21 protein-coding genes are annotated in these 24105 nt (G+C 37.3%); 13 read left to right on the top strand and 8 right to left on the bottom strand.

The window, feature by feature from the left end; all coding sequences use genetic code 11:
• The first annotated feature begins 247 nt into the window (after positions 1–247).
• Positions 248–754: a hypothetical protein gene (locus tag BTO11_RS15890; protein WP_105053519.1), complete on the top strand. Its 507-nt coding sequence runs from the start codon at positions 248–250 to the stop codon at positions 752–754.
• A 71-nt stretch (positions 755–825) separates the two neighbouring features.
• Here the strand turns inward: BTO11_RS15890 and BTO11_RS15885 are convergent, their stop codons facing one another.
• A complete protein-coding gene (locus tag BTO11_RS15885) occupies positions 826–3219 on the bottom strand; it encodes a tetratricopeptide repeat-containing diguanylate cyclase (protein ID WP_244904497.1) in 2394 nt (797 codons plus the stop codon).
• A 614-nt stretch (positions 3220–3833) separates the two neighbouring features.
• Here BTO11_RS15885 and BTO11_RS15880 point away from each other — a divergent pair.
• From BTO11_RS15880 to paeA, 5 genes are all read left to right on the top strand, one after another.
• Entirely contained in the window at positions 3834–4649 is an 816-nt protein-coding gene (locus BTO11_RS15880; RefSeq protein ID WP_105053518.1) for a DUF5694 domain-containing protein, read from the top strand.
• A gap of 290 nt (positions 4650–4939) precedes the next feature.
• Positions 4940–5581: a hypothetical protein gene (locus tag BTO11_RS15875; RefSeq protein WP_105053517.1), complete on the top strand. Its 642-nt coding sequence runs from the start codon at positions 4940–4942 to the stop codon at positions 5579–5581.
• 281 nt (positions 5582–5862) lie between these two features.
• Positions 5863–6228 carry a hypothetical protein gene (locus BTO11_RS15870; protein WP_146105509.1) on the top strand — a complete coding sequence of 122 codons (366 nt, stop codon included), beginning with the start codon at positions 5863–5865 and terminating at the stop codon, positions 6226–6228.
• A gap of 131 nt (positions 6229–6359) precedes the next feature.
• Complete coding sequence (locus BTO11_RS15865) at positions 6360–8420, top strand: TonB-dependent receptor plug domain-containing protein (RefSeq protein WP_105053515.1); 2061 nt, start codon at positions 6360–6362, stop codon at positions 8418–8420.
• Between the two features lie 356 nt (positions 8421–8776).
• Positions 8777–10096 (top strand): polyamine export protein PaeA, encoded by a 1320-nt coding sequence (paeA, locus tag BTO11_RS15860; RefSeq protein WP_105053514.1) that lies wholly within the window; start codon positions 8777–8779, stop codon positions 10094–10096.
• A gap of 320 nt (positions 10097–10416) precedes the next feature.
• Here the strand turns inward: paeA and BTO11_RS15855 are convergent, their stop codons facing one another.
• The 4 genes from BTO11_RS15855 to BTO11_RS15840 form a co-directional block, all read right to left on the bottom strand.
• Entirely contained in the window at positions 10417–12024 is a 1608-nt protein-coding gene (locus BTO11_RS15855) for a M28 family metallopeptidase (protein WP_105053802.1), read from the bottom strand.
• Between the two features lie 164 nt (positions 12025–12188).
• Entirely contained in the window at positions 12189–12920 is a 732-nt protein-coding gene (locus tag BTO11_RS15850) for a hypothetical protein (protein ID WP_105053513.1), read from the bottom strand.
• 176 nt (positions 12921–13096) lie between these two features.
• On the bottom strand, positions 13097–13837 hold the full coding sequence (locus tag BTO11_RS15845; protein ID WP_105053512.1) for a hypothetical protein: 741 nt from the start codon (positions 13835–13837) through the stop codon (positions 13097–13099).
• 178 nt (positions 13838–14015) lie between these two features.
• Positions 14016–14777, bottom strand: coding sequence for a hypothetical protein (locus tag BTO11_RS15840; RefSeq protein ID WP_105053511.1), 762 nt, complete (start codon positions 14775–14777; stop codon positions 14016–14018).
• A 210-nt stretch (positions 14778–14987) separates the two neighbouring features.
• Here BTO11_RS15840 and BTO11_RS15835 point away from each other — a divergent pair, with 210 nt between their 5' ends.
• From BTO11_RS15835 to BTO11_RS15810, 6 genes are all read left to right on the top strand, one after another.
• The gene (locus BTO11_RS15835) at positions 14988–15248 is read left to right on the top strand and encodes a type II toxin-antitoxin system PemK/MazF family toxin (protein ID WP_105053510.1); all 261 of its coding nucleotides are present in this window, start codon (positions 14988–14990) and stop codon (positions 15246–15248) included.
• Between the two features lie 765 nt (positions 15249–16013).
• Positions 16014–16808 (top strand): hypothetical protein, encoded by a 795-nt coding sequence (locus tag BTO11_RS15830; RefSeq protein WP_105053509.1) that lies wholly within the window; start codon positions 16014–16016, stop codon positions 16806–16808.
• Positions 16809–16874: 66 nt separating this feature from the next.
• Complete coding sequence (locus BTO11_RS15825) at positions 16875–17237, top strand: hypothetical protein (RefSeq protein ID WP_105053508.1); 363 nt, start codon at positions 16875–16877, stop codon at positions 17235–17237.
• A 134-nt stretch (positions 17238–17371) separates the two neighbouring features.
• A complete protein-coding gene (locus BTO11_RS15820; RefSeq protein ID WP_105053507.1) occupies positions 17372–17848 on the top strand; it encodes a CreA family protein in 477 nt (158 codons plus the stop codon).
• A gap of 143 nt (positions 17849–17991) precedes the next feature.
• Complete coding sequence (locus BTO11_RS15815) at positions 17992–18273, top strand: type II toxin-antitoxin system Phd/YefM family antitoxin (RefSeq protein WP_105053801.1); 282 nt, start codon at positions 17992–17994, stop codon at positions 18271–18273.
• Complete coding sequence (locus tag BTO11_RS15810; protein WP_105053506.1) at positions 18270–18554, top strand: type II toxin-antitoxin system RelE/ParE family toxin; 285 nt, start codon at positions 18270–18272, stop codon at positions 18552–18554. The genes BTO11_RS15815 and BTO11_RS15810 overlap by 4 nt, the downstream gene beginning before the upstream one ends.
• A gap of 146 nt (positions 18555–18700) precedes the next feature.
• Here the strand turns inward: BTO11_RS15810 and BTO11_RS15805 are convergent, their stop codons facing one another.
• Complete coding sequence (locus tag BTO11_RS15805; RefSeq protein WP_181135940.1) at positions 18701–20629, bottom strand: M14 family metallopeptidase; 1929 nt, start codon at positions 20627–20629, stop codon at positions 18701–18703.
• A gap of 151 nt (positions 20630–20780) precedes the next feature.
• Here BTO11_RS15805 and BTO11_RS15800 point away from each other — a divergent pair, with 151 nt between their 5' ends.
• Positions 20781–21308, top strand: a complete 528-nt coding sequence (locus BTO11_RS15800) for a DUF2058 domain-containing protein (protein WP_105053504.1) — start codon at positions 20781–20783, stop codon at positions 21306–21308.
• A 402-nt stretch (positions 21309–21710) separates the two neighbouring features.
• On the opposite strand, the gene arsJ is transcribed toward BTO11_RS15800, so the two are convergent.
• Positions 21711–22991: an organoarsenical effux MFS transporter ArsJ gene (gene arsJ, locus BTO11_RS15795; protein WP_146105508.1), complete on the bottom strand. Its 1281-nt coding sequence runs from the start codon at positions 22989–22991 to the stop codon at positions 21711–21713.
• Between the two features lie 47 nt (positions 22992–23038).
• Complete coding sequence (locus BTO11_RS15790) at positions 23039–24079, bottom strand: ArsJ-associated glyceraldehyde-3-phosphate dehydrogenase (RefSeq protein WP_105053502.1); 1041 nt, start codon at positions 24077–24079, stop codon at positions 23039–23041.
• Positions 24080–24105: the final 26 nt, after the last annotated feature.

Raw genomic sequence — 24105 nt, 5'->3', positions numbered from 1 at the left:
AAAAACCACGCTCTAGATTTATGTTTTTGTTAAGCGTCTAAAAGAGACCTACTTTATTATAAGGGGCTAGAGAAATTTTCTGTGTCATTGATTTACGTGCCATTGATTTAGGCGCCATTGATTCTATGTTTCATGTATTTAGCTGTTAAACTGTATTTTTTATCAGATACCATCGGCTGTTGTCGAAGAAAAGCATAATGAGTAAGGCTATATAAAAATAGCAGAGACTCTATGCAAAGGATTAGTTATGAATAAATTAACAATTATTATTTTAAGTGTTTTTTGGGTTACAGGTTGCGCTAGTACAAATTCAAATACTAGCAGCGATAGCAGCAGTGCCAATGTCAGTAATATGACCCAAGAGCAATGGAATGAAATACTGATAAAAAGCAAATCGCCTGTTCGTTTAATAAAAGATAGCTCTGATAAAGGCGCGATAGAATTAATTGAAGTGTGGGCCGGTGTTGCTGGCGAAAGTGGCATTAGTGAGCGGTATCAAACAATGGCGTTTAACAACATTAAACAGCGTTGTGGTTATGGGAAAGATAAGTTTATTGAGTCTCGTATTGTAAGAAGTGATGACAGTGCAATGGAAGAGGTTTGGCTTTTTAACGACGCTAAATCGTACCGCGAAGATAAAGTGTCCGGCATGACGATTTACCTCCAATATGACTCGGTAACAAATTATATACAAGGTGAGTTATTTGGAAAATGTCATTCTGGCAGAGGAACGTCATTAGGTCTTGGCAGCTAGCTTTTTTATTAAAAGTGAAAGAGTGCAGAGTGTTACGACTCACATAAATATTGTGAGTCGTAAACTTTATCTTAGAGTGTTTTATCCCACAAGGTGACTAAGTTACGGCCACTAGATTTTGATTTAAATAGGGCTATATCAGCTTGGTCTATTAACTCTGTCGGATCTTTAGCATTAAATTTAATAGAAGATACACCAAAGCTACATGTTGTCTTAATGTCGTCAAATTGGCTATTTTCAACTTCTAAACGCATAGCCTCTGCAATACGCATAGCCTGGTCTTGCGACGCACTCGGTAAAACGATACAAAACTCTTCACCACCAAAGCGCGCTACAATGTCATTCTTACGAACACTCGCTTGTAGGATTGCTGCTACTTCTCTAAGTACAGAGTCTCCCATACTATGTCCGTATGTATCATTAACGGCTTTAAAGTGGTCTATATCGACCAGAATAATGCAATACTCGCCGAGCCTTTCTGGATTTGCAAAGTCACGATTGATAAAATCAAACAAGATCCTACGGTTGTAACAGTTTGTCAGTGGGTCGCGAGCAGCTAAATAGTTAAGTTCTTTATTGCGTTTTTTGGAGTTCGAAAATTTTCGATAAATAAATACGACGGCGGATAGACATATCGCTAACAATGAGGCCAATGCAATACTGGCATATTGATTTTTGGTAAGCTCTAATTCAGCAATTAACCCGGCTTGTTCTGCAATAGCAATTTCACTGTTCTTTTTGGTCAGCTCAAGTTGGTCGAGTTTGGCTTTTTCTTTTAATGATTCCAATTCCATTTCTATTTTGTAAGAATGTAAATTAGCCTTGGCTAGGATCAGCTCATCATTTTCTCGTTCTCTTTGGATCACTCTAGTTAATGAGATCTCTTTTTCAGCATAACGTAGTGATTCACTAACATTGCCTCGTATTTTCTCTGCCTTGCGAAGTAAATTATAGGCATCTAATTTCTGTGATTTATAATCAATTTCAGTGGATAATTTTAACGATTTTTTTAATAACTCTACGGCTTTGTCGATATTGTCGGTCAGAAAGGCGCGACCTAGATAAGTTAACGCTTTTGCCTGATATGTTTTATGGCCAATCTCGGTAGCAAGCGCTAAAGACTCCTCATAGTAAGCTATAGCACGGGCATGGTTATTCTGATCAAGATTATGTTGAGTAAGGCCCTTTTGTGTACGACCATTTTGAGTCGCGCGATCTTGCGTCTCATTGTCTTGAGCATAATAAATATTGCCAATGATCCGTGCTGTTATAGAACACTTTGATTTTTCATTTAACTCTTTATATATATTATGAGATTTTTTTGCCATCATCATGGCCGATGCATAATTACCAGAATTCAAGTCAATAACCGCCATTTCTCTTAATGCGGTCGCAAGATCTTTAGGCTCTACTTTTTCTTCAGGTAAGTCGATGGTGAGTTGGTAAAATGATCTGGCCTGTTGGAATTTTTTTAAACGTGTATAAACAAAGCCCATTTGATTAGACGTATTGAGCATAGCACTGATGTTATTCACCGCTTTATAATACAGGTGAGCTTCGTGTACATAGTTAAGTGATTTTTCGTACCGACCTATATGGCGATAAATTATCCCGGTGCCCAATAATGCTTTGGCACGTCCTTCAGGGTCGTCTATTTGTTCGTGTATTTCTAAAGCGCGCATTGAGTAATCAAGTGCTATTACATAATTCCCTTGATTACGCTCAGCCGTGGAAAGGTTATGTAAGTTATTAGCTATGGATTTTTTATCGTCCAATTCAGTATATATCGCTAATGTTTTTTTATAAAAAGAGACGGTTTGTTTTTTATCTTTTAAGCGTTTATATGACTGAGCTATTTTTTTATACGTTTGGGCAAGCTGTTTCTTTGTTGCTTTACTCTCACCTGAAAGGTAGGTCATTGCATTACTGAATTGCACAATGGCATCGTTATAATGTTCTTGCTGGTAATAACCGTTGCCTTTGATGACTAAGGTTTTTGCTATATATAATTCATCGCCATATTCCTGTGCTACTAGCAGTAACTCATCAATAATTTTATTAGCTTCGTCATAGCGCTTTGCAGTAAAAAAGACATTGGCATAATAAAGTGAAGATTTTATCTGTTCACGCTGATCACCTAAACGTTTATAAATTAGCGATGCTTGGTAAAAGTGCTTAATTGACTGAGTAATATTATTGTTTTTTTCAGTTAATTTGCCTAACAGAGTATGAGCTTGTGCACTTTTATTAAGATTATTATTATCGTTTGATAACTTAAGTGCTTTATTAGCCAATTCTATGCTTAGAGGTATGTCGCTATATTTAAGTGATTTTGCTTGTTTTAACAGTTCAGATTCAGACAACTCAGCTATTTTAATACTAGCTTGTGAGGCTTGTAGAGTATTTTCTTGTGCATGAGCTGCTGTAAAAAAAAGCGTATAAATACTAAAAATAAGTATTTGCATAAACTTGTTAGTTACTCGCTTGGGAGATGGCTGTGTCATTTTAATATCGAGGAAAGCCTTGTGACAAGAAGAAATTACTGAATACCATTGGTATAAAGTAGAGTGCAACTGCATATATTATTACCTAAATGTATCCGTACTCCGAGAGTAAACAGAAATCTTACATGGCTGAAGTATATATTATTATCAAAACTTTTTCCTCAAAAAGTAGCTGTCGATTATATTTTAAAGGGTAACTGCAACTATTGATAACTAACCCTTAAGAGATCTCTGCATTTGTATTATGTAGCGGATTATAATTAAGGTTAGTTTTACACTATTCAAACTCATTGAAATATTAAAGCCGCAATACATGAGTATTGCGGCTTTTTAGTTATTTTAATATTACGTTTATCATTTATTCTGAAAGTTGTTATCTGGTAAAACTAAAATATGGTTATATCAACCAAAAGTTAGTTTTTTGTAAATTAATGCAACTCGTTTTTAGTGATGAAATTGTAACTTTGTCAATTAATTCAATACTTTAGGTTTTTGGCTGTGTTTTTGCAAATTAAGTGGAGTAGAGAATATAAAAATAAATAAGAATGTAGCAAATACACTCATAAGGACAAAACATGAAAAACACAATTTACTTACTATCTGCGTTATTACTAACATCTTCTAATTTATATGCACAAGTTGATAACTCGAAAAGCGAGCTTCCAAAAGCTCAAGTTTCAATGTTAGGTTCGTTTCATTTTTCTAATCCCGGTTTAGATACAATCAAAACAAAACAAATGGATGTATCTACGCAGGAAAGCCAAGCTTACTTAGAACGGCTCACAACTAAAATTGGTGAACAGTTTACGCCAACACAAGTCTTGCTCGAATGCGCTCGTAATGAACAAGGTAAAATAGATAAAGAATATGCAGAGTACTTACAAGGTAACTTTACACTGCCGATAAATGAGAGCTACCAAATTGGTTTTAGAGTCGCAAAAAAAGCAAATGCAAAGTCGGTTACTTGTTTTGATGAGCGTGAAGTACAATGGCAAGCAGAAGGTATGATGAAAGTGATGCCAGAAAATGCGCCAGTGCAAAAACGTTTTGAAATGCAAATTAAAGAGTTTACTGACATGTCTAACAAAATGCACAGTAGCTTATCTTTGCAACAAATTTTGGTTAAGTACAACGACCCTAAATTGAACCGTAAAAACAAATCATTGTACATAACCACTAATGAAGTTGGCGCAGGTTCTGGTTTTGAAGGTGCAGACGCCTCAGCTAGCTGGTGGCACAGAAACTTTAGAATGTACGCAAATGTTCAAAAGGCAGCACAGCCTGGCGAAAAAGTATTAGTGATAGCTGGACAAGGACACACTTCTATTTTGAACGACTTTTTGAATGATGATCAAGATAGAGATGCTGTGGATATAAACCTTTATTTATAAAGGACTCGGCTGGCATTAGTTGAAAGCTAATGCCTTAAAAAGAGAAACAAGAGATAGAACAAAAGGGCGATAATTACGCCCTTTTTTATGCCAAGAACATAATATCCATATTCAAAAACATGCGTGCAATACCCTGCAATAAAATTTCACAATGCTTTCCTGTACTATCTTTGTAACGCTCTGATTTATGTTAAAAATTATTATATGGACTACTATTTTTCAGCTTAGCGGGAGATTTTCAATTTAACGCGAGATGTTGGTTATGAATAATAACCAAAAAGGAAATAGCTATGTCGGTTTTAACAGATGAAGAGCTTGCTTATTTTAGCAATGCATTCTCTCTAGGTAATGGGAGTTCGGAAAGTGAACATTTAGGGAATGACAACTCTGATGGCTCATTACCAGACCACTCACTAAGTGTAGAAACAGAAATACCACAAGTGTTGGCTCATATTCTTGGTAATTCCAAGTTAACCTTGTTGGCTGAAATTAGTCATTACCGCCTTTTCTTTCCGTTAATGTTAAAAACAGATGCCCTCGGTGTATTATCACCTACATTAGGCACGCCAGAAGTTATTGATATACGTGGTGTAGAGCGAAGTTGGCGACTGGAGGAACTAAAAGGTGTTCGGGTAGTTGATAAGCTTACCCAAAAAGACATAGAGGTTTTGTCATTATCTAGTTCGGGCATGACTATTAAAGCGCCACAAGAATTTGAGCATAATAAAGCTCATGAAGGGGATCGTAAAAGACAGCTCATTTTACCCAATGGCACCCAGCTTGATATGGTGTATGAAGAGGTACGTACGGAAAATGGCGTTATGGCCGTTAAAATAAATGCAGAAGGGGTATCGCGCGAGGTACTGCGTGAATTTCTATTTAACCAACACAAGTCTACCTATGGTCATTTATATAAAAGTATTAGTGGTTAACGGTTATAAAACCCAAGAGTCTATACCTGAGCCGACAAATCTAAACCACTAATACCCAAGTAACTAAATTTCAGTAACTAAATCTCAAAAACCAAGGCTAGGTTGATAACCTACTCAAACTTAACTGATCAATTCCGCAGTAATTATTCACATTATCATGCTAACCGAGTAACATAGTGTGCGTATTAATATTCGGAATAAACATGCTCCCTAAATTATCCCAAGTCTTAGTTTTAACCGTTCTTTTTACTGCTTTTATCGGGCAGGCTGTGGGCTATAACATGTTTAATTCTTGTGAAGAAAGTAGAGGGGTAAGCTCTTCTAATCTAGGCAGCTCTAATTTAATCGTCTCTAATGTAACCGCTTCTGTTCATAATGATTTCAAAACTAGTCTAGATAACACTCTAAGCTCTACTAAGGTGGAAAGCTCGGAGCATGTAAAAAGCCAAGTCGACTGCTGCACCGATGAATGTTGTGATGGTGCGTGTGTTTGTATTGCTAATGGCTGTACATCTGCAATGTCTTTAAATGTTGAACTGATTCCAGCAACATCTATGTTATTGAGCGAATCACCGTATTTACAATCTTTTGCTCAACCTAAATCTATTGCCACCTCGCGGTATCGGCCTCCCATTTTTACCTCATAAAATATTGCACAGCATAACCGTATTCGTGTGCTTTATTTTATCTGACCAAACACAATCTGAACAAAAACAACAGAATCAAAGTATCAGCCTTATTGTATTGAGCTAATACTAAACATTGCCCGAGGTAAAATATGCAAACAAATTATAAAAAATTAGCAGTGATCGCACTGTTAGTTCCTGCATTAGCACAAGCTAATGATAAAGATGAGCACCAGAATAAAGCGCAGGATGAACATGATCTTCATGAAAAAAAATCTCATGAACATGCCCTCCATGAAAAAAATCACCATGAACACGCTCACCATGAAAAAAACGACAGCACAATTGAGAAAATTCAAGTTAACGCATCACGCTTAGGTCGTATAGTTACAGAATCAGCCACACGTACTGAAGTGATTGATGGTGAAGAAATTCAAGAAAAAGCCTTAATGCGTCCCGGCAATATCTCTATGCTGGTGGCTGAAACGGGTGGTGTTAGGGTGCAAACCACATCGCCCGCTTTAGGCAGTGCCAATATTAGATTACAAGGCATGTTTGGGCGTTACACTCAGTTGTTAAGTGATGGCCTGCCATTATATGGTGGCCAAACCGCTTCAATCGGTTTGTTACAAATCCCACCAACGGACCTTGCTAATGTTGAAATCATTAAAGGCTCAGCGTCTTCACTGTATGGAGGTTCGGCTCTTGGTGGTGTGATCAATTTAATCTCAAGAACGCCTAATGACGAGCCAGAAGGTGAGGTGTTAGTTAATGTCACTTCTAAAAACGGCCAAGATATTACCTCATATTTTTCATCGCCAATTTCAGAGTCGACGAGTGCATCTGTTACTGCAGGCGTTCATCACCAAGAACAACAAGACTTGGATAATGATGGCTGGATAGATATGGCCGGTTACAAAAGGGCCAGTGTTCGTCCTCGTTTTTATTGGCAAGATGATACCGGGGCTAACTTATATTTAACTTTGGGGGCAATGACGGAGCAAAGAACGGGAGGCACAGTTGCAAATTCAAATCTGCCAGACGGTAATCCATTTGCGCAAACACAAGACTCGTTAAGAACCGATATTGGTTTTATTTATGATAAACCAGTAGGTGAGATGATGAATGTTAATGTTCGTGGCTCAGCAATGAACCAAGACCATGAACATGAATACGGCACTGTGTTTGAAGATGACAGCCATCAAAGTCAACTCATTGAAACTAGTCTGTCAGGCTATACAGAAAAAGCAGCATGGGTAGTTGGTGTCGCTTTTCAGTCAGAAGAATACAGCTCAGAAACCTTTCCAATACATGATTATTCTTATCAAGTACCTGGTGTGTTTACACAAGTAGACTTTGATGCCAACGATGAGGTTTCATTATCACTGAGCACTCGTGCAGATTGGCATAGTGAATATGGTACTCAAGTTAGTCCACGTATCTCAATGTTATATAAACCCGGTGACTGGACGGTACGAGGTTCCTACGGACAAGGCTTTTTTGCTCCGAGCCCATTTATTGAAGATATAGATGAAGCTGGTTTATCGCGCCTTGCACCGCTAGAAAATATAGACGCGGAAACCGCTTCAACCGCATCTATGGATATTAGTTATGTGCTAGGTAGCATGGAAACTAGCATGACATTGTTCGCCTCAGATGTTGAAAACGCCACAGATCTTGAGGTTATCGACAGTTTAGACCCCACATCAGATAAACAAGTTCGTATTGTGAATGCCGCAGGAGAAAGCCAAATAAGAGGCGTTGAGTTGTTATTACGCTATCGCTGGCAGGACATTAAATTTACCGGTAGTTACTTATATACAGACGCCACAAAAGCCGATGAAACTGGCTTTAACCATACTCCTTTAGCGCTTACGCCAAAACATTCAGCTGGAGCGGTTGTTATGTGGGAAGAGCATGGCAGTCATATGGTGGGATTTGAGGCTTATTACACGGGCACTCAGCAGTTAGAAAATAATCCTTACTTAAGTAAGAGTAAACCATATTGGCATTTAGGCTTGTTAGGGCAAATTACCATAGGCAAGATCAGTTACTTTCTTAACGCTGAAAACCTGTTGAATGTAAGACAAACGAGAGATTATTCTTTGGTTCTACCTACACAATCAGCAAGTGGTCGATGGACCACAGATATCTGGTCAAGAAACGACGGCTTCACGGTTAATGCTGGGTTTAGGGTTAAGTTTGGAGAATAGTTTTTTTATTTAGAAGATAAAAGCGAACCTAGCGGTTCGCTTTGCCATACAATTAGCTCAAATAATAAGTAGCAAGCTGTGTATGGGTTAACCCATTTCTGTGTTAATCCATTTTTACTTCAAAGTGAGCTAGCGTGAACATCATAAAGCACTAAAAACGCCCTCGTTATTACATGAACTTACAAAAACCTCAAGAAATGCAATCTAACTTATTGATTTAATTGTGATAATTTTATTTTACAATCTTAATAACAAAGTTGTTGCTGTCTAGCTAATATTGAATAATAATTGCGCGCTTTTTTAGTGAAGCAAGACGATGGGTAGCGCTCGCTCAACCCCGTGAACTGGAGTAAAACATGATTGACTTATTAGGCATTGGCATCTTGATATTATTTGGCGCCTTGTTTGCTATGTCGGAGATTTCCATCGCAGCTTCGCGGAAGATTAAGTTAAGAGTCATGGCCGACGAAGGGGATACCAAAGCCGCCGCCGTACTACGTTTGCAAGAGCAACCAGGCAGCTTCTTCGCTATGATCCAAATAGCCCTTAATGCTATCGCTATATTAGGCGGTATCATTGGCGAACAAACCCTAACACCTTATACATCTAAGTTAGTCGCGCTTGTGTATTCTGGCCCTATGGCAGAGCAAATTAGCTTCTTGCTGTCTTTCTTAGCCATCACATCGTTATTTATATTATTCGCCGACTTATTGCCAAAACGCATCGCTATGATCATGCCAGAAGCCGTTGCTGCAAAAGTCGTCGGGCTGATGAATATCATCACCTATGCATTAACACCGCTTGTTATGTTTTTTAATAGCATCACTAATCTGGTGTTACGTATTTTTAAAATGCCAATGGTACGAGAAGACGTAGTGACGACCGAAGACATCGTCGCCATGATGGACGCGGGAGCCGAGCACGGTTCATTGCAACAACAGGAATATCAACTGCTAGGCAATGTGTTTGAACTAGAAGGCCGCACCTTGCCTACCGCGATGACCACACGCGATGCCATTGTCTATTTTGATATCAAAGACGATAGCGAAACCATTAGCGCGAAGATCCTAGAGCACCCTCATAATAATTTCTTAGTGTGTGACGGGCATTTGGACAGAGTAGTTGGCTCAGTTGAGTCAAAACAAATATTACGCCAATTGCTTAAAGGCGAATCCGCACATTTGAAAGACAGCATGATCCAAACTGAACTGTTTTACTTACCAGAAACCTTAACGCTGTCGGAAGCCCTTAACGAGTTTAAAACGGCAATGCAGCCTTTTGCGATAGTGGTTAACGAATACGCTATGATAGTAGGTCTTGTGACGTTAAAAGACTTAATGAGTAGTTTTATGGGCGACCTAGTGACAATTCATGGCGAGGAACAAATCGTCCAGCGTGATGCAAATTCTTGGTTAGTCGATGGCGTGACGCCAATTGTCGACCTAATGAAGCTACTAGACGTTGACGTATTTCCCAACGATAACCAGTATGAAACCCTCGCGGGATTCCTTATTTATACGTTGAAGCGCTTACCAAAACGTACAGATTACGTGGTCCACGACGGTTATAAATTTGAAGCCATAGACGTTGATGGGATAAGAGTCGAGCAGCTTTTAGTCACACGCTTAAACGAAGTTACAGTAGTAACCACAGATGATACCAAGCTGGTGTCTTAAGTTCTTGAGACTTGTAGCTCAAGGTCGGCATTGTATGTTTTTGAACTTTAACGTTTCACTTGATGGAGTAGCTTGTTAGTTTTAGCCCATCTAATTAAGGCAAGCTACTACCGCTATGCTCAACTAATTTGAGAAAATATTTATTTTAGTAATAGATGTTAATCCAGATGTTTTTCAGAGCAAGAGCTGCAAATTAAAAACAGCAGAGTAAAAACAAAAAAAGGCGAACCTTATGGTTCGCCTTAAACTTATTTTAGGACGGGACATTTGACCTAAATAAAACTTAGATAGATGTTTCTAATACTGTTTTATGTATGTATTTATTTTCTATCTTGTAGTCTGCGTTTTTTAAAATCAGACTCAGCCTTCCATTTAGGCCAATCTTCATTTGTTGCAAGCTCACTAGTAATATCAACAATCAATGAAATATCTTGCTCAACGCCACCTAAAGACCAGGTGTTAGAGTAATCGTCTTGTTCTTTGTGATATTTATGTGTGATGTAATCAGGATCTGTATCGCCAAGGCTCATAAACAATAAACTTGGTACACCTTGTTTTGCGAAAGAGAAGTGATCTGAACGGAAAAACAAACCATTTTGAGGTCTAGGATCAAGCTTTACATGGCGTTGTTGCTTCGCCGCTGCTTTTACCAAGTAATCTTCCATTTCAGACATGTCTTTACCATATTGTAATGTGTAATCCACAGCATCTAATACATTCATGCCATCAATGTTTAACAAAGCAACCATATTTTTAGTTGGTATCAGATCGCCTCTGGCAAATAGTTCAGAGCCAATTAAGCCAGTTTCTTCAGCTGTAAAGTTCACAAACAAAATAGAACGTTCAAAAGGTTTATCTTGATGCTGCTTTTTAAGAATTCGAGCAATTTCTATAGTTGCTGCTGTACCAGTGGCATTATCGACTGCACCATTATAAATTTTTGGTCCTGTTGCAGTTTGTTTAGTACCAAAGTGATCCCAATGAGCACTAACAACAATATATTCATCCGCTCTAGACGTCCCCTCAAGCAAGGCAACAACATTGTTTGACTCAGCATGTTCAATGCTAGTTTTTAACTGTAGATTTGCAGTTAAGTTTAAAGGCGTTGCTTTAAAACTTGGCATTAATGCTTGTTTTTTCAAGTCAGCATAATCTAAACCAGCTGCCGTCATTAGCTTTTTAGTTGCCTCGTATTGTATCCAACCCATAATAGGTAATTTACTACGATTATTTTCTTCATCAATCAGAGTGTATTTACTACCTGTATTTGAGCTCTCTACTACACCCCAAGGGTAAGCTGCTGGTGCAGTTTCATGTACAATAAGCACGGCTTTGGCACCTTGTCTTGCCGCTTCTTCATATTTGTAAGTCCAACGACCATAATAAGTCATTGCGTTACCTGTAAATAAAGCATCATCTTGAGTCGCAAAACCCGGATCGTTAACTAATACAATGACGGTTTTACCAGTAACATCAATATCTTGATAATCATTCCATTGGTATTCAGGTGCGTTTATACCGTAACCTACAAACACGATATCAGATTCAACAAGGTCGATAGTTTGGTTTATTTGTTCTGTACGAGCGGTAAAGTCTTTACCTGCTTGAAATTCAAGCTTTCCTATTTTTAACACCATATCCGGATTAGGTGTGAGTTTGGCCATAGGAACTGGTTGGAAGAATTCCCCATCAACGGCACCAACTAAGCCTATTTTTTTGTATTCGTCAGCTAAGTAATTAATCGTAAGGCTTTCACCTTCAGTTAATGGACCTCTGCCTGCAAATTTATCAGAAGCTAGTACTTTGATATGTTGATGTACATTATCAAGGCTCACGCTCTGTTCATGCTGCGGAACTGTATTTTTTCCACATGCAGATATGAAAAGTGCTGAAGCGATAAAAGTTAAGCGTATGTATATTTTATTCATCATAAAGCTCATATTGTTAAAAATTGTTAATACTATAAAGCACCTAAGTACTTTATGGGATTAAATTTATTGAGATATAAAATATTGTTTAACTTGAGCCTTGAATAATAAGGGCAATAGAGGTGATGGGGCGTTTTATAATCTTTTATACTTGAGGATGGTTATCAATAAGCGTATTTAACCTCAGCTCTCCAAGCTAGCTGAGCTCCAAGGTTGTCTTGGTAATCAGGGTTGAAGTGGAGAAGACCTGTAGAAATATAAGTTGCAGATGCATCTAATAATTCTTTTACATCAATAATGTCTTTAAAGTTCTCAACGGTAACATCGTACTTACCATAGTATTGTCCTTTGCCATCATTACCACGGTCATATTCCATGCCCTTAATTAAAATATCTGGGATGTCTTTGGCTAAACGGACAAGATCTTCATTTTCATTTAATTTTTCTTCAAGGTAAATGCGTTCATCTTCGGTAATATCACCAGATACCACTAATTTGTCATTTTCATCAACAGAAAAGCCCCAATCTTTTTGTGCTAAAGTCGGTGAGTTTGTTCGTAATTCTAGCATGAAGTCTTGGTATATCGGCTGTATCTGTTTTACCCTGGCTGGTAATTCCCCATGACTAATAGTGTTGGTCATTTTATCTAGTAATTCAGGATCATCAGCTAAAACAGTAGTGAATTCTAGCGGTCTATCGTAAGTAACTTTAGGAATATGTTCAGCTTTAGTATAAATATCATCAGTCAATGTTTGGGACTGCACTTTACTTACTGCGTCATTTAAGTTACTGGTTGATGACTTGCTTGTTAATGAATTGCTTACCTCAACAGGCTTTGATTGTCTTTGAGCTTGTGCAGCTGCGGTTTCTTTTAATGTGTTGTGAGTGACGTCCATATTAAATTCCTTCTATATTGAACACAGCTTTTGTTTAATTTATTTAAAATTCTAGACTGTTAATAAGTATATCGGTGTAATAATGCAAAACTTTATACCTATTAATCTAGTTTAAACTGCACTAATTCCAAAAGGTACTAATCCCAAAAGATACAAACTAGGGGACTAAAGGTTAATTATTTCCCTCCATTAAGTTCATAGGTCACTTTCAAACTTTTGCTCGGAATAATATCTGCGTTGCGGGCTAATTGAGCCATGAAATCATCTGCAAATGAAAATGGATCAGTAGCTTGTGCCCGACTTTCTAGTAAGGCTTTTATATCCACAATGTCTTTAAAATTTTCTTTGGTAACATCATACTTGCCCCAAAATCTTCCTTGCTCATTCTCAAAATAACCACGGTCATACTCTTGACCTTTCATAAAAATTTCAGGAATGTCTTTAGTTAAACGGACAATGTCATCATTACTATTTAATTTTTCTTCAAGATAAGCTTTTTCATCTTCAGTTACATCGCCAGATACGACTAATTTGTCATTTTCATCAACAGAAAAACCCCAATCTTTATTGGCTAAAGATGGTTGCTCAATTGCAATTTCTCCCATCATCTTTTCATACATTGGCTTTACATAAATCAATTTTTTGGGTAACTCACCAAAACTGATTGTATTAGTCATTTTATCTAAAAGTAAGTTTGCGGCAGGATCTCTTTCCGTGACGGTTAAAGGTTTATCGTAAGTAACAGAAGGGATGTGCTCACTTGCGGTATAAATATCATCAGCCAATGTCTGAGACTGCACTTTACTTACTGCGTCATTTAAGTTGCCGGTTGATGACGTACTAACCTCAGTAGGCTTTGATTGTCTTTGAGCTTGTGCAGCTGCGGTTTCTTTTAATACGTTATGAGTGATTTCCATATTAAATTCCTTCTAAATATTGAACACTGCTTTTGTTTAATTTATTTAAAATTCTAGACTGTTAATAAGTATATCGGTGTAATAATGCAAAACTTTATACCTATTAATCTAGTTTAAACTGCACTAATTCCAAAAGGTACTAATCCCAAAAGATACAAACTAGGGGACTAAAGGTTAATTATTTCCCTCCATTAAGTTCATAGGTCACTTTCAAACTTTTGCTCGGAATAATATCTGCGTTGCGAGCTAATTGAGTTCTTAATTCATTCATATAAGCAAAACCATCAAAATCATTCCATGTTCCCTGTGCCATTGGGCCGTTACCACTTTCTAATAAGGCTTTTATATCCACAATGTCTTTAAAGTTTTCTTGGGTAACATCATATTTCCCCCAATATTTTCCTTGCTCATTTTCATAGTAACCACGGTCATACTCTTGGCCTTTCATAAAAATCTCAGGAATGTCTTTAGTTAAACGGACAATGTCATCATTACTATTTAATTTATCTTCAAGGTAAATGCGTTCATCTTCTGTGATATCACCAGATACGACTAATTTGTCATTTTCATCAACCGAGAAACCCCAATATTTATTGGCTAAAGACGGTTGTTCAACTGCAATTTCTCCCATCATTTTTTCATACTTAGGTTTTACAGAAGCTAACTTAGTGGGTAGTTCACCACCAGAGTCAATTGTTTGAGCCATTTTATCTAAAAGTAAGTTTGCGGCAGGATCTCTTTCCGTGACGGTTAAAGGTCTATCGTAAGTAACAGAAGGGATGTGCTCACTTGCAGTATAAATATCATTAGCAAGAGTTTGCACTCTGCTTACTGCATCATTTAAGTTACTGGTGGATGACTTGCTAACCTCAACCTGCTTTGATTGTCTTTGAGCTTGTGCAGTTGCGGTTTCTTTTAATGCGTTATGAGTGATTTCCATATTAAATTCCATTTATTCAAGCAGAAACATAATTAAAAATGTGCTGTTAATTTATACATCGGCTGGTTAAATAAAAACTTTATTAATTAGTGGTATAGAGAGGGGTCACTAAACTATATTTTGAACCGTCAACTAGAACTGCACCATAAGTGAATTTAATTGCTAATATTATTTGTAGTATGGTTTAAACAATTTTTAATGGATTAAAATATGGCTATCAAGTTTCATCCTCAAAGAGGAGCAATGTTGATGTGTGATTTTACAGATGCTTTCAAACCACCTGAAATGGTAAAGAAAAGACCTGTTATTGTGGTATCACCTCGCTCAAGAAGGCAAAGTGGTTTATGTACAGTCGTTCCTATAAGCACTAAAGAACCAGTATTTATCGAAAAACACCATGTGAAAATTGACTCTCGATACTTACCTCTTAGCCCTTTCTTTCAAGGGCATAATAATCAATGTTGGGTGTAATGCGATATGATTTATAGAGTTGCTTTTCGTAGGCTAGATTTGATCAGGATAGGAAAATCAAAAGACAGAAAATATTACAATGAACTTATTCCTTCTGAATTATTAGCTTGTATCACTGAAGGTGTAATACATAGTATTGGGGCAGGATATTTACTGAAATAATAGAAGTATATTGAGCTAACCAAAGAATAGTTTTAATCAGTTATTGAGTTTTAAATAAAAAAAACTATAATTACTTGGTTCCCGCTCTACTTCTGTATCGGGCTTTTGAGACTGCATTAACTTGTAGCTACCGCTGGAATAACGATGACAAGTCTCTAGTGGTATGAATTAAGGCACCTTATGGGTGCCTTTGTCGTTTTTAATGACCAATTTTTAATTAACGATCAGGTTTACCTTCGTCGGTCATCAATAATACATCCCTGTATTGATGACATCCCATCTCCATGATTTGAAAAACAAGCCCTTATTCGACGTCCTCGACAACTGCGTCCTGCGTTGTTCTAATTAAATCCATCCATGGATTAATGTCTCATACTTTGGAAAACTTATTTTATTTCAGGAATATTTGGATGGAGGGGAAAATCAAGATCAAGAACGAAAAGATAAAGGCGAATCTAGCGATTTGCTGTAAAGTGTATAGTTGAAATTGGTGTGATTTAGTTCGATGTCTCCGTTATTATTTTATGTCTGAATTTTATTGGCTTGAAAGTAATTGAATAATAAGATTGAATGTAAATTGCTCATACTTTTAATGGATTAATAATGTTTCAAGATACAATAAACTCAATTAAAGCTGTTTTATACGAAAGGATATCAAGCCCGTTAGCAGGCGCTTTTTTATCATCTTGGCTAATTTGGAATTGGAAAACAGTTTTATATGTATTTTCATCAACTAAAGTTTCAGAAAAAATTTATTACATAGACAAAAAACTATATGCTGATAGTTATGAATTTTGGGGAACAATTGTTATTTTTCCTTTGATTTCTGCATTTTTGTTCATTTTAATATATCCATTCTTGTCCTATTGGACATACTCCTTCTGGGAGAAAGCACAAATTAAGTTAAAGAAGTTAAAACTAGAAATTGAGGGCGAAACACCACTGCCAGAGAAAGAAGCTCAGAAATTAAGATTGGCTCATTTAGCTTTAGAAAAAGCTTTTTATAACCAACTTAAAACTAAAAATGATGAAGTCCAAAATTTAAAAGAACAGATTCTAAATTTGAATGAACTATTAAGTGAGGACAAAAATGAAGAGCCCAAACAAGTGCTTTTATTTGATGAAGAGCAAGATGAAGAACAGCTAACGGATGCTGAACAATCAGCTTTACTCCTTTTTAAAGAAAAAGATGAATTATTCATGGTTGATTTTATAAATCAGCTCCCCTATGAGTCAGTTAAAATTCAATATTCAGTAGAATGCTTATTAGATAGAGTTTATTTATTAAAAGATTGGAACCGTAAAGTTAGTAGTTACACCTATAAATTGACAACTAAGGGGAAAGGAAAGGTTGTTAAGTTATTGGATACCAGCTCTTCAGTAGATAACCCAAATTAGTAATTATTGGTAGGGTGTCTTTAACGAAATATTCATTAACATAATACCTTGCGAGTTGAAGAAATAATGCAATTTAAAAGTAAGACGTTCTACATTTATAGTTTTTCTATTTGCTTGTTTTTGGCATTATTGGTTAAGTTTTTTCGTGAAAGTCTCTATGGTATAAACCTACCTATAGATATGTTTTTAGGTTCTGCACCCAGCTTTTTATATTTATTTGGCTTAATATCAGCAATCCCAATCTTTTATAAAAATATAGAATTCAGTTCATTTCAAAAAAGTTGGTTTGCTCTTACTTGTGGTGCTTTAATTTACGAATTTGAGCAGTATTGGACATCTAGAGTTTTTGATTATAATGATGTAATTGCAACATTATTGGGCTTGGTTTTAATTGTAATTATTCATCGTGCTAATAACACAAACACATGATGCGCTAATTCTAGCCCAGCCACATCTCAATAAATACGCCTGATAAACATAAGCTCACTTTGCAAGTGGTCTTAATTACAAAAACTCATTACACTCCTGATATAAATCCACCATATAAAAACAAAGGAACAAATATGAAACTGTTAGTGACATTGGTATTAGCTGTTGCGCTTACTGCTTGTACTGAAGATGCGGGGAAGGTGAGTTTGGGGCTGTTTACTACTAAAGATGTGATCATCAAGGCAGAGCAAGATCCTAAAATACCGGGGGTTACTTGTCATATTAGTCACATTGAAGCGGACTTGGATTTTTCTGATCCGTCAGATATGTCTATTGCTTGTCGTCAAACTGGGCCTATTTTACCAGAGCATCTTGATGGTATTGATTTATCAAATAACGGTGAAGTGATCTTTCGTGAGTCTAAAAGCATCTTATTAAAAAGTTTAAAAGTACGTCGTATCTTTGATAAGAAAACTAACACGTTAATGTATTTGTCTTATTCAACCAAAGAAACCAATGGTAGTCACCATCATGCATTGTCTACCGTTCCTTTGTACAAAACAGAAGCCTGGCATTGGGCTGAAACGTTAAAAACTAATGCTAAAAACTAAGTAGAGTGTTAATTCTAAGCTGTCATCAATATAAGCCTCATGTATTGATGACAGGTTTCCTCAACTAGATAATTTATCTCTTGCCTCAACCTTTAAATTTAACTATATTTGGTACTGAATTTAGTACAACTAACGGTGCATTTATGACTCGACTTCGTTTTGACCAAGATATTCAACCATTATCAGATTTTAGAGCGGGAGCTGCTTCTTTTATTAAACAAATTAATGAAACAAGAAGACCAATCGTGATCACTCAAAGAGGAAAGGGCGTGGCTGTTGTCGTTGACGTTGCTGAGTATGAGTCTATGCAAGAAAAAATAGAACTACTTGAAGAAGTACAAAAAGCAGAAGCTCAAATTGCATCAGGTTTAGGAGTCAGCAACCTAGATGCACGTGCGCAAGTTTTAACAGCTCTTAAGGCTTGAAAGTAATTTGGTCACCTTTGGCACTAGACAAGTTAGAAGCTAGTGCCAAATACATAGCTCTAGATAAACCGTCTGCAGCCGAAAAGTGGGTTGATGAAGTATTTGATCGCATTGATATGCTTTCCTCCCAACCTGAATTAGGACGTGAAGTTCCAGAATTGTTACGCTCAAATTACTGCGAAATTATATTTGGTAACTATCGGATTATTTATAAAATTGAAATCGACATAATAATACTAACTATCCGTAATAGTCGTCAGTTGTTAGATTTAGGCTCTTAGAAATGAGAATCTTAGAATGTATAAATAAAGTTAGTATTGATGAGAGTTACTTCTTTTAATAGTTAGCAACATTAATTCCAAAAAAGCCTAGATGTTATAACTCTAACAACTAGGCTTTTTGCATTTTAAACTATTTAACTTTCAAGCTATTCCATTTCAAGTAAAACGGGATACTTCAAATGCTGGTTGTCGTAATAAACCGAACGTTGATATAACCATTTCATTTTCTCGACAGACTGGTTATCAGAAGAGCCTGCGAATAACTCTTCTAGTGAGGCTGCTTTTTTAGAGGCATTCTCTTTAGAGATTTTTTCGTTAGAGGCTTTTTCGTTAGAGCTTATGCCCGCAGCAACTTCTTTACTTTCAGCTTCACCAAATTTTTCAATAAATTCTTTTTTAAGCTCGGGATCGGCTTTTAACATTTTGTGAGCCAGTGGCACCATAGCGTAGCTTTCTATGTATTCTGTTTGTTGGAACATCTGATTAAAGAAGCCCCATTTAAAATAAGAGTCTGGCGCTCTTGGGTCTAGTAGCACAACGGCTAGTGTTCCTAGCTTTTGTTTGGTTGAAACTTTTACCGTTCCTATTGGCAGCACTTTAGTTAACGTTTTTGAGCTGAATTTTGCGTCTGCAGTTAAGTGACCTTCAAACGGTGTTTTGCCAAAGCTATAATCTGTTGCGGTTAATACAGTGACTTCAACAGACTCAGGTTGAGTTAACACTTCCAAAAGAATACCTTGGTTTCGTAAACGTTTAATTACCTCTAAATGCTGCGCAGGGAGGTAATAAGCATTAGGAACGTCAACAACGTCATTGGGTTTTCTGGCCCAAAAGATTGGTAGCTTGTTGTAGGTTTTCGCTTTACCTGTCCATTTTATATATTGGATTCCGGTTAACTCATCAATAGCTTGTTGGTATTCCATGCCTTGGAAGTCCATATATTCAGGATTGTCTGAATCTGCAGACCACGACAATGCCAGTGTTTTACTTTTGCGGTTAATGTCTTTTTGTGTGGCCGTAATTAGTTCGTGACCACTTTTGGCTAATTTATTGATTATGGTTTCTAAGAAAACATAAGTGCCCAATACTCGTTGGTGATACGGTTTTAAAGAATGATTTTCCACTAATATGGTTGGTAAGTGGCGGGCGTCGCCCCAGCCGTTGCTGTATCTTGGACTTGCAGTCCAACCAAATAAGCCTTTAGCAAAATCCTTATTGTCGATACCAAAGGTAAGTGGTCCGCCTAAATGACCGTTTTTAATAAGCTCAGCGTTTATCGTCGGTTTTAATTGCGTGTCTAACCATTTACTAATATTTGGTGAATAACCATGTGTACCGTTAAAGCCGTAGGTAATATCGTATTGGTAATCTTCGCCGTCAGTAACATGAATATCTAAATACAAGGCTGGTTTCCATAGGTTTATGGTGTTAATAAGCGCTTGCATTTCTGGTGTGTCAGCTTTTGCATAGTCACGGTTTAAATTAAGGTTTTGTGCGGTTGTACGCCAACCCATATTAGTTGGACCACGTTGGTTTACACGGTTATGTGGGCTTGAACGTTCGTGTCCGTCTACATTAAGAATAGGAATAAACAACAAGTTAACTTTATCTAACAAGTGACCTTTATTGTTTTTGCTTATGTCGCGCAACAACATAAAGCTTGCGTCTTTACCGTCAATTTCGCCTGCATGAATACCGGCTTGAATAAACAAGGTTGGTTTTTTATTGTTGCGTAATTGCTCTGGCGTTTTAGCACCGTCTTTGGAGGCGATTAACATCCAAATATCACGATTTTGTGGGCTTTTACCAATAGACACTATATTGAATTGTTGGTCAGAGTTGGCCAGTTCGGTTATGTATTTAATGCTGTTTTGATAATTTGAGGTGGACTGCATGTTTGACTTTTCAAAACCAGTTTGCCACTTATCTGACTTATCTTTAACTAACTGTAAGCTTTTTCCTTGGAATTGTTTTATTGGCGGAAGAAGGGCGTCATCTGCTATTGCTTGGTTATTGTTAACCGCAATTACAAAAGAAAGTGATAACAGACTAAAAACTAACCATTTGTTTTTCATTATAGGAAATTCCATTCAGATAAATTGCTCAAATATTTGCGCTAAACGTTACCTTAACTGAGATTGTTTTTATATAGCAAAAGAGAGTTGTTGAAATTATTTATAACTAAACGATAATACACGCATAAATATACACACTTCAGGTATTCCTATGGCTCAGATGTCATTACAAGAACAACTTTTACAAGCTGGTCTTACAAACGAAAAAAAAGCGAAACGTGCAAAAAAAGCCAGTAAAAAAACACGTGATATGAAACGTGAAGTTAAAGCGGCAACAGAAGAAAAGCGCACATCGCAACTAGCTAAAGACAAAGAGCTGAACGAGCAGATAAAACAGCAAGCTTTGGCTAAAGCCGTACAAGCACAAATTAAACAGTTAATAGAAATGAACATGTTGGATGTTTCTAGAGGCAATGTTACGTATAATTTTACCGACGGAACCGCAGTTAAAAAGCTAACCGTACCTGGTGATATTCAACGTCAATTAGCCAATGGTTTGTTAAGTATTGTACGTTTTGGTGAAACTGGCGCTGACGATTACGCGGTAATTCCAAGCGTGGTTGCAGGGAAAATAGCGATGCGTGATGACTCTGTTTTAGTATCACAAAACGAAATCCAAGAAGTTGAAGAAGACGACCCGTATGCAGATTACGTCATTCCTGATGACTTAATGTGGTAAGTTTTTCTCAGAGGGGCCTGAGTGGCCCTTTTTTATTTGTCCTCAGTTTATACTTAAACTTTATTTTCTAGATTAAGATTGGTGTTTATTTTCACCATTTATTTCGCCCCTCGGCGACCATACCTTTTTTCAACAGCCAAAAAAGGTAGGCGTTCTTTATAATGAAACAGTGCGCCGTCCGTACCAAAACATCTATTTGCATTAAATAATAACTTTACTCGTCAAATACGGAAAAACATTCGTCCCTGAACATTTTCCTCAATCGGGCATCCATGCCCGCTTGATTTGAGAAAAGTTATATTTACTACAGATGCTTTGAAGCGGAAGTAAAAGCAGAGCAAAAGCTTGTATTTCCTGCTAAATGATGTGAATTGCTAACTCGCTAACTCGCTAACTCGCAACTTAAAACTGCTTTTCCTCCAACCCCCGCGACAATAAAGCTGCTAATATTACAAACCCACAAGATATCCATAAACACGCTTCCAAGCCGTAATTTTGATAAACCCAGCCAGATAATACCGTGCCAATTAATCTGCCCATGGCATTGGCCATATAATAAAAACCAACATCTAACGATACGGCATCTTTGTTGGCAAAGCTGACAATTAGATAACTGTGCAATGACGAGTTAATCGCAAACACTGCGCCAAATATTAACAAGCCAACAATAAGCGATGTTTGAATGTAAAAATCAAAGTGAAGTGCCAATGCTATAAACGCTGGCAATATGGCTAATAAACTTGCCCAAAAGAATGCTAATTTTGCAGGTGTATTTGCTTTCCTATCTTCAGATCTAGTAGCACCTCTATTAGTATCAGCACCTCTATTAGTAATAGCAACTCTGCTAGTAATAGAAGGTGCAATAGACTGCACTATGCCGTAACCAATTACCCAGCACGCCATAAATCCGCCAACCCACCAATGATCCCAATTAAAAGTCACCGCTAAATAAACTGGAAGGGCGACCACAAACCAGACATCGCGTGCGCCAAATAAAAACAAACGAGCCGCGGATAACACATTTATCGCTTTGCTTTTTGACAAGATGTCTTTGAATTTCGGTTTGTATTTGGCTTTGCCCAAGTCTTGTTTAAGTGTTACTAAACTGAATAACCACACCACAACCAGTAAGCTCATTAAAATCAGCACAGCACCACGGAATTCAAACAAGGTTAATAACAAACCGCCTAGGAAAAAACCGACACCTTTAAGGGCATTTTTAGAGCCCGTTAAAATAGCCACCCACTTATATAGCTTGCCTTGAGCGTCTTCTGGTACTAACAACTTAATCGCACTTTTTGCGCTCATTTTATTTAAGTCTTTGGCAATACCAGACAATGCCTGTGCCGCCATAACATAAATAACCGTGAGCCAAGTGGCATCAAGCGTTAACATGGCGAGCGCAATAATTTGCAATCCCAGCCCTATGTTCATGGTTTTGTTTAAACCTAACTTAGCGCCCAACCAACCACCGACTAAATTTGTTATTACGCCAAATATCTCGTAAAACACAAACAGCATGGCAATGCTAAGTGGATCGTAACCTAAGTCATGAAAGTACAATACCACCAACATGCGCAGTGCACCGTCGGTTAAGGTAAACGCCCAGTAATTACCTGTGATGATCAAGTATTGTTTAATCTGCGTAGGCAAAGAGGTTAAAAAGTTTAATCCCAGCATCATTCCATTCTTTCTATTAGCGATTCTTATTAAGAGTTATCTGCTTCTAATTAGCTTTTATCAGCCATGTCAGAGAGCCCAACCATACGAGCAAGCTCTGCAGTGCGGTTTGCGTAACCCCATTCATTGTCATACCAAACATATAGTTTTAACTGAGTGTCATTGATCACCATAGTGGATAATGCGTCGATAATGCCTGAGCGTGGATCGGTTTTATAATCAACAGATACCAGCGGACGTTCTTCATATCCTAATATGTCTTTTAGCTCACCTTGTGCGGCTTTTTGTAACAGGGCATTCACTTCTTCAACTGTGGTCTTTTTCTCTAGCTCAAATACGCAGTCAGTGATTGACGCATTGGTTAACGGAACACGAATAGCATGGCCGTTTAATTTGCCAGCAAGTTCTGGAAATATATGTGTAATGGCAGTTGCAGAGCCTGTTGTTGTTGGAATTAAACTCGTGCCACAAGAACGCGCGCGGCGTAAGTCTTTGTGCGGTGCATCAATAATAGTTTGTGTATTAGTAATGTCATGAATGGTTGTCATTGAACCGTGTTTAATGCCCAAGTTTTCATGGATAACTTTAACCACAGGTGCCAAGCAATTAGTGGTACAAGATGCGGCGGTGACAATTGGATGTTGGTCTTTATTGTACAGGTCATGGTTAACACCCATTACTATGTTTAACACGCCATCTTCTTTTACTGGAGCGGTAACCACAACACGTTTAACGCCTTGATCTAAATAGCCTTGTAGTAAAGCTTTGGTTTTCATTTTGCCAGAGGCTTCAATGACAACGTCGCATTGTGACCAGTCAGTCTCAGCGATAGTTTTATTTTGAGTACAAGGAATAGAATGACCATTAATAATAATATTGTTGTTTCTGCCGGAGCCTTCAGCGTTTTCTGCATTAACTTCGTGATGCCATTTACCGTGTACAGAATCAAACATCATTAAGTGCGCTAAAGTGGCTGCATCGCCTGCGGGATCGTTAATTTGTACTATTTCTATGTCGTCCCAGTCATACGCCGCGCGCATTGATAAACGACCCATACGGCCAAAACCGTTAATACCTATTTTGATTGTCATAATATTCCCTCAATAAATTTTTATGT

It is taken from the genome of Psychrosphaera saromensis (assembly GCF_002954545.1).
GTDB lineage: Bacteria > Pseudomonadota > Gammaproteobacteria > Enterobacterales > Alteromonadaceae > Psychrosphaera > Psychrosphaera saromensis.
Note: the sequence above shows the minus strand (reverse complement) of the source record. Positions and strands in the feature narration are given on the sequence as shown.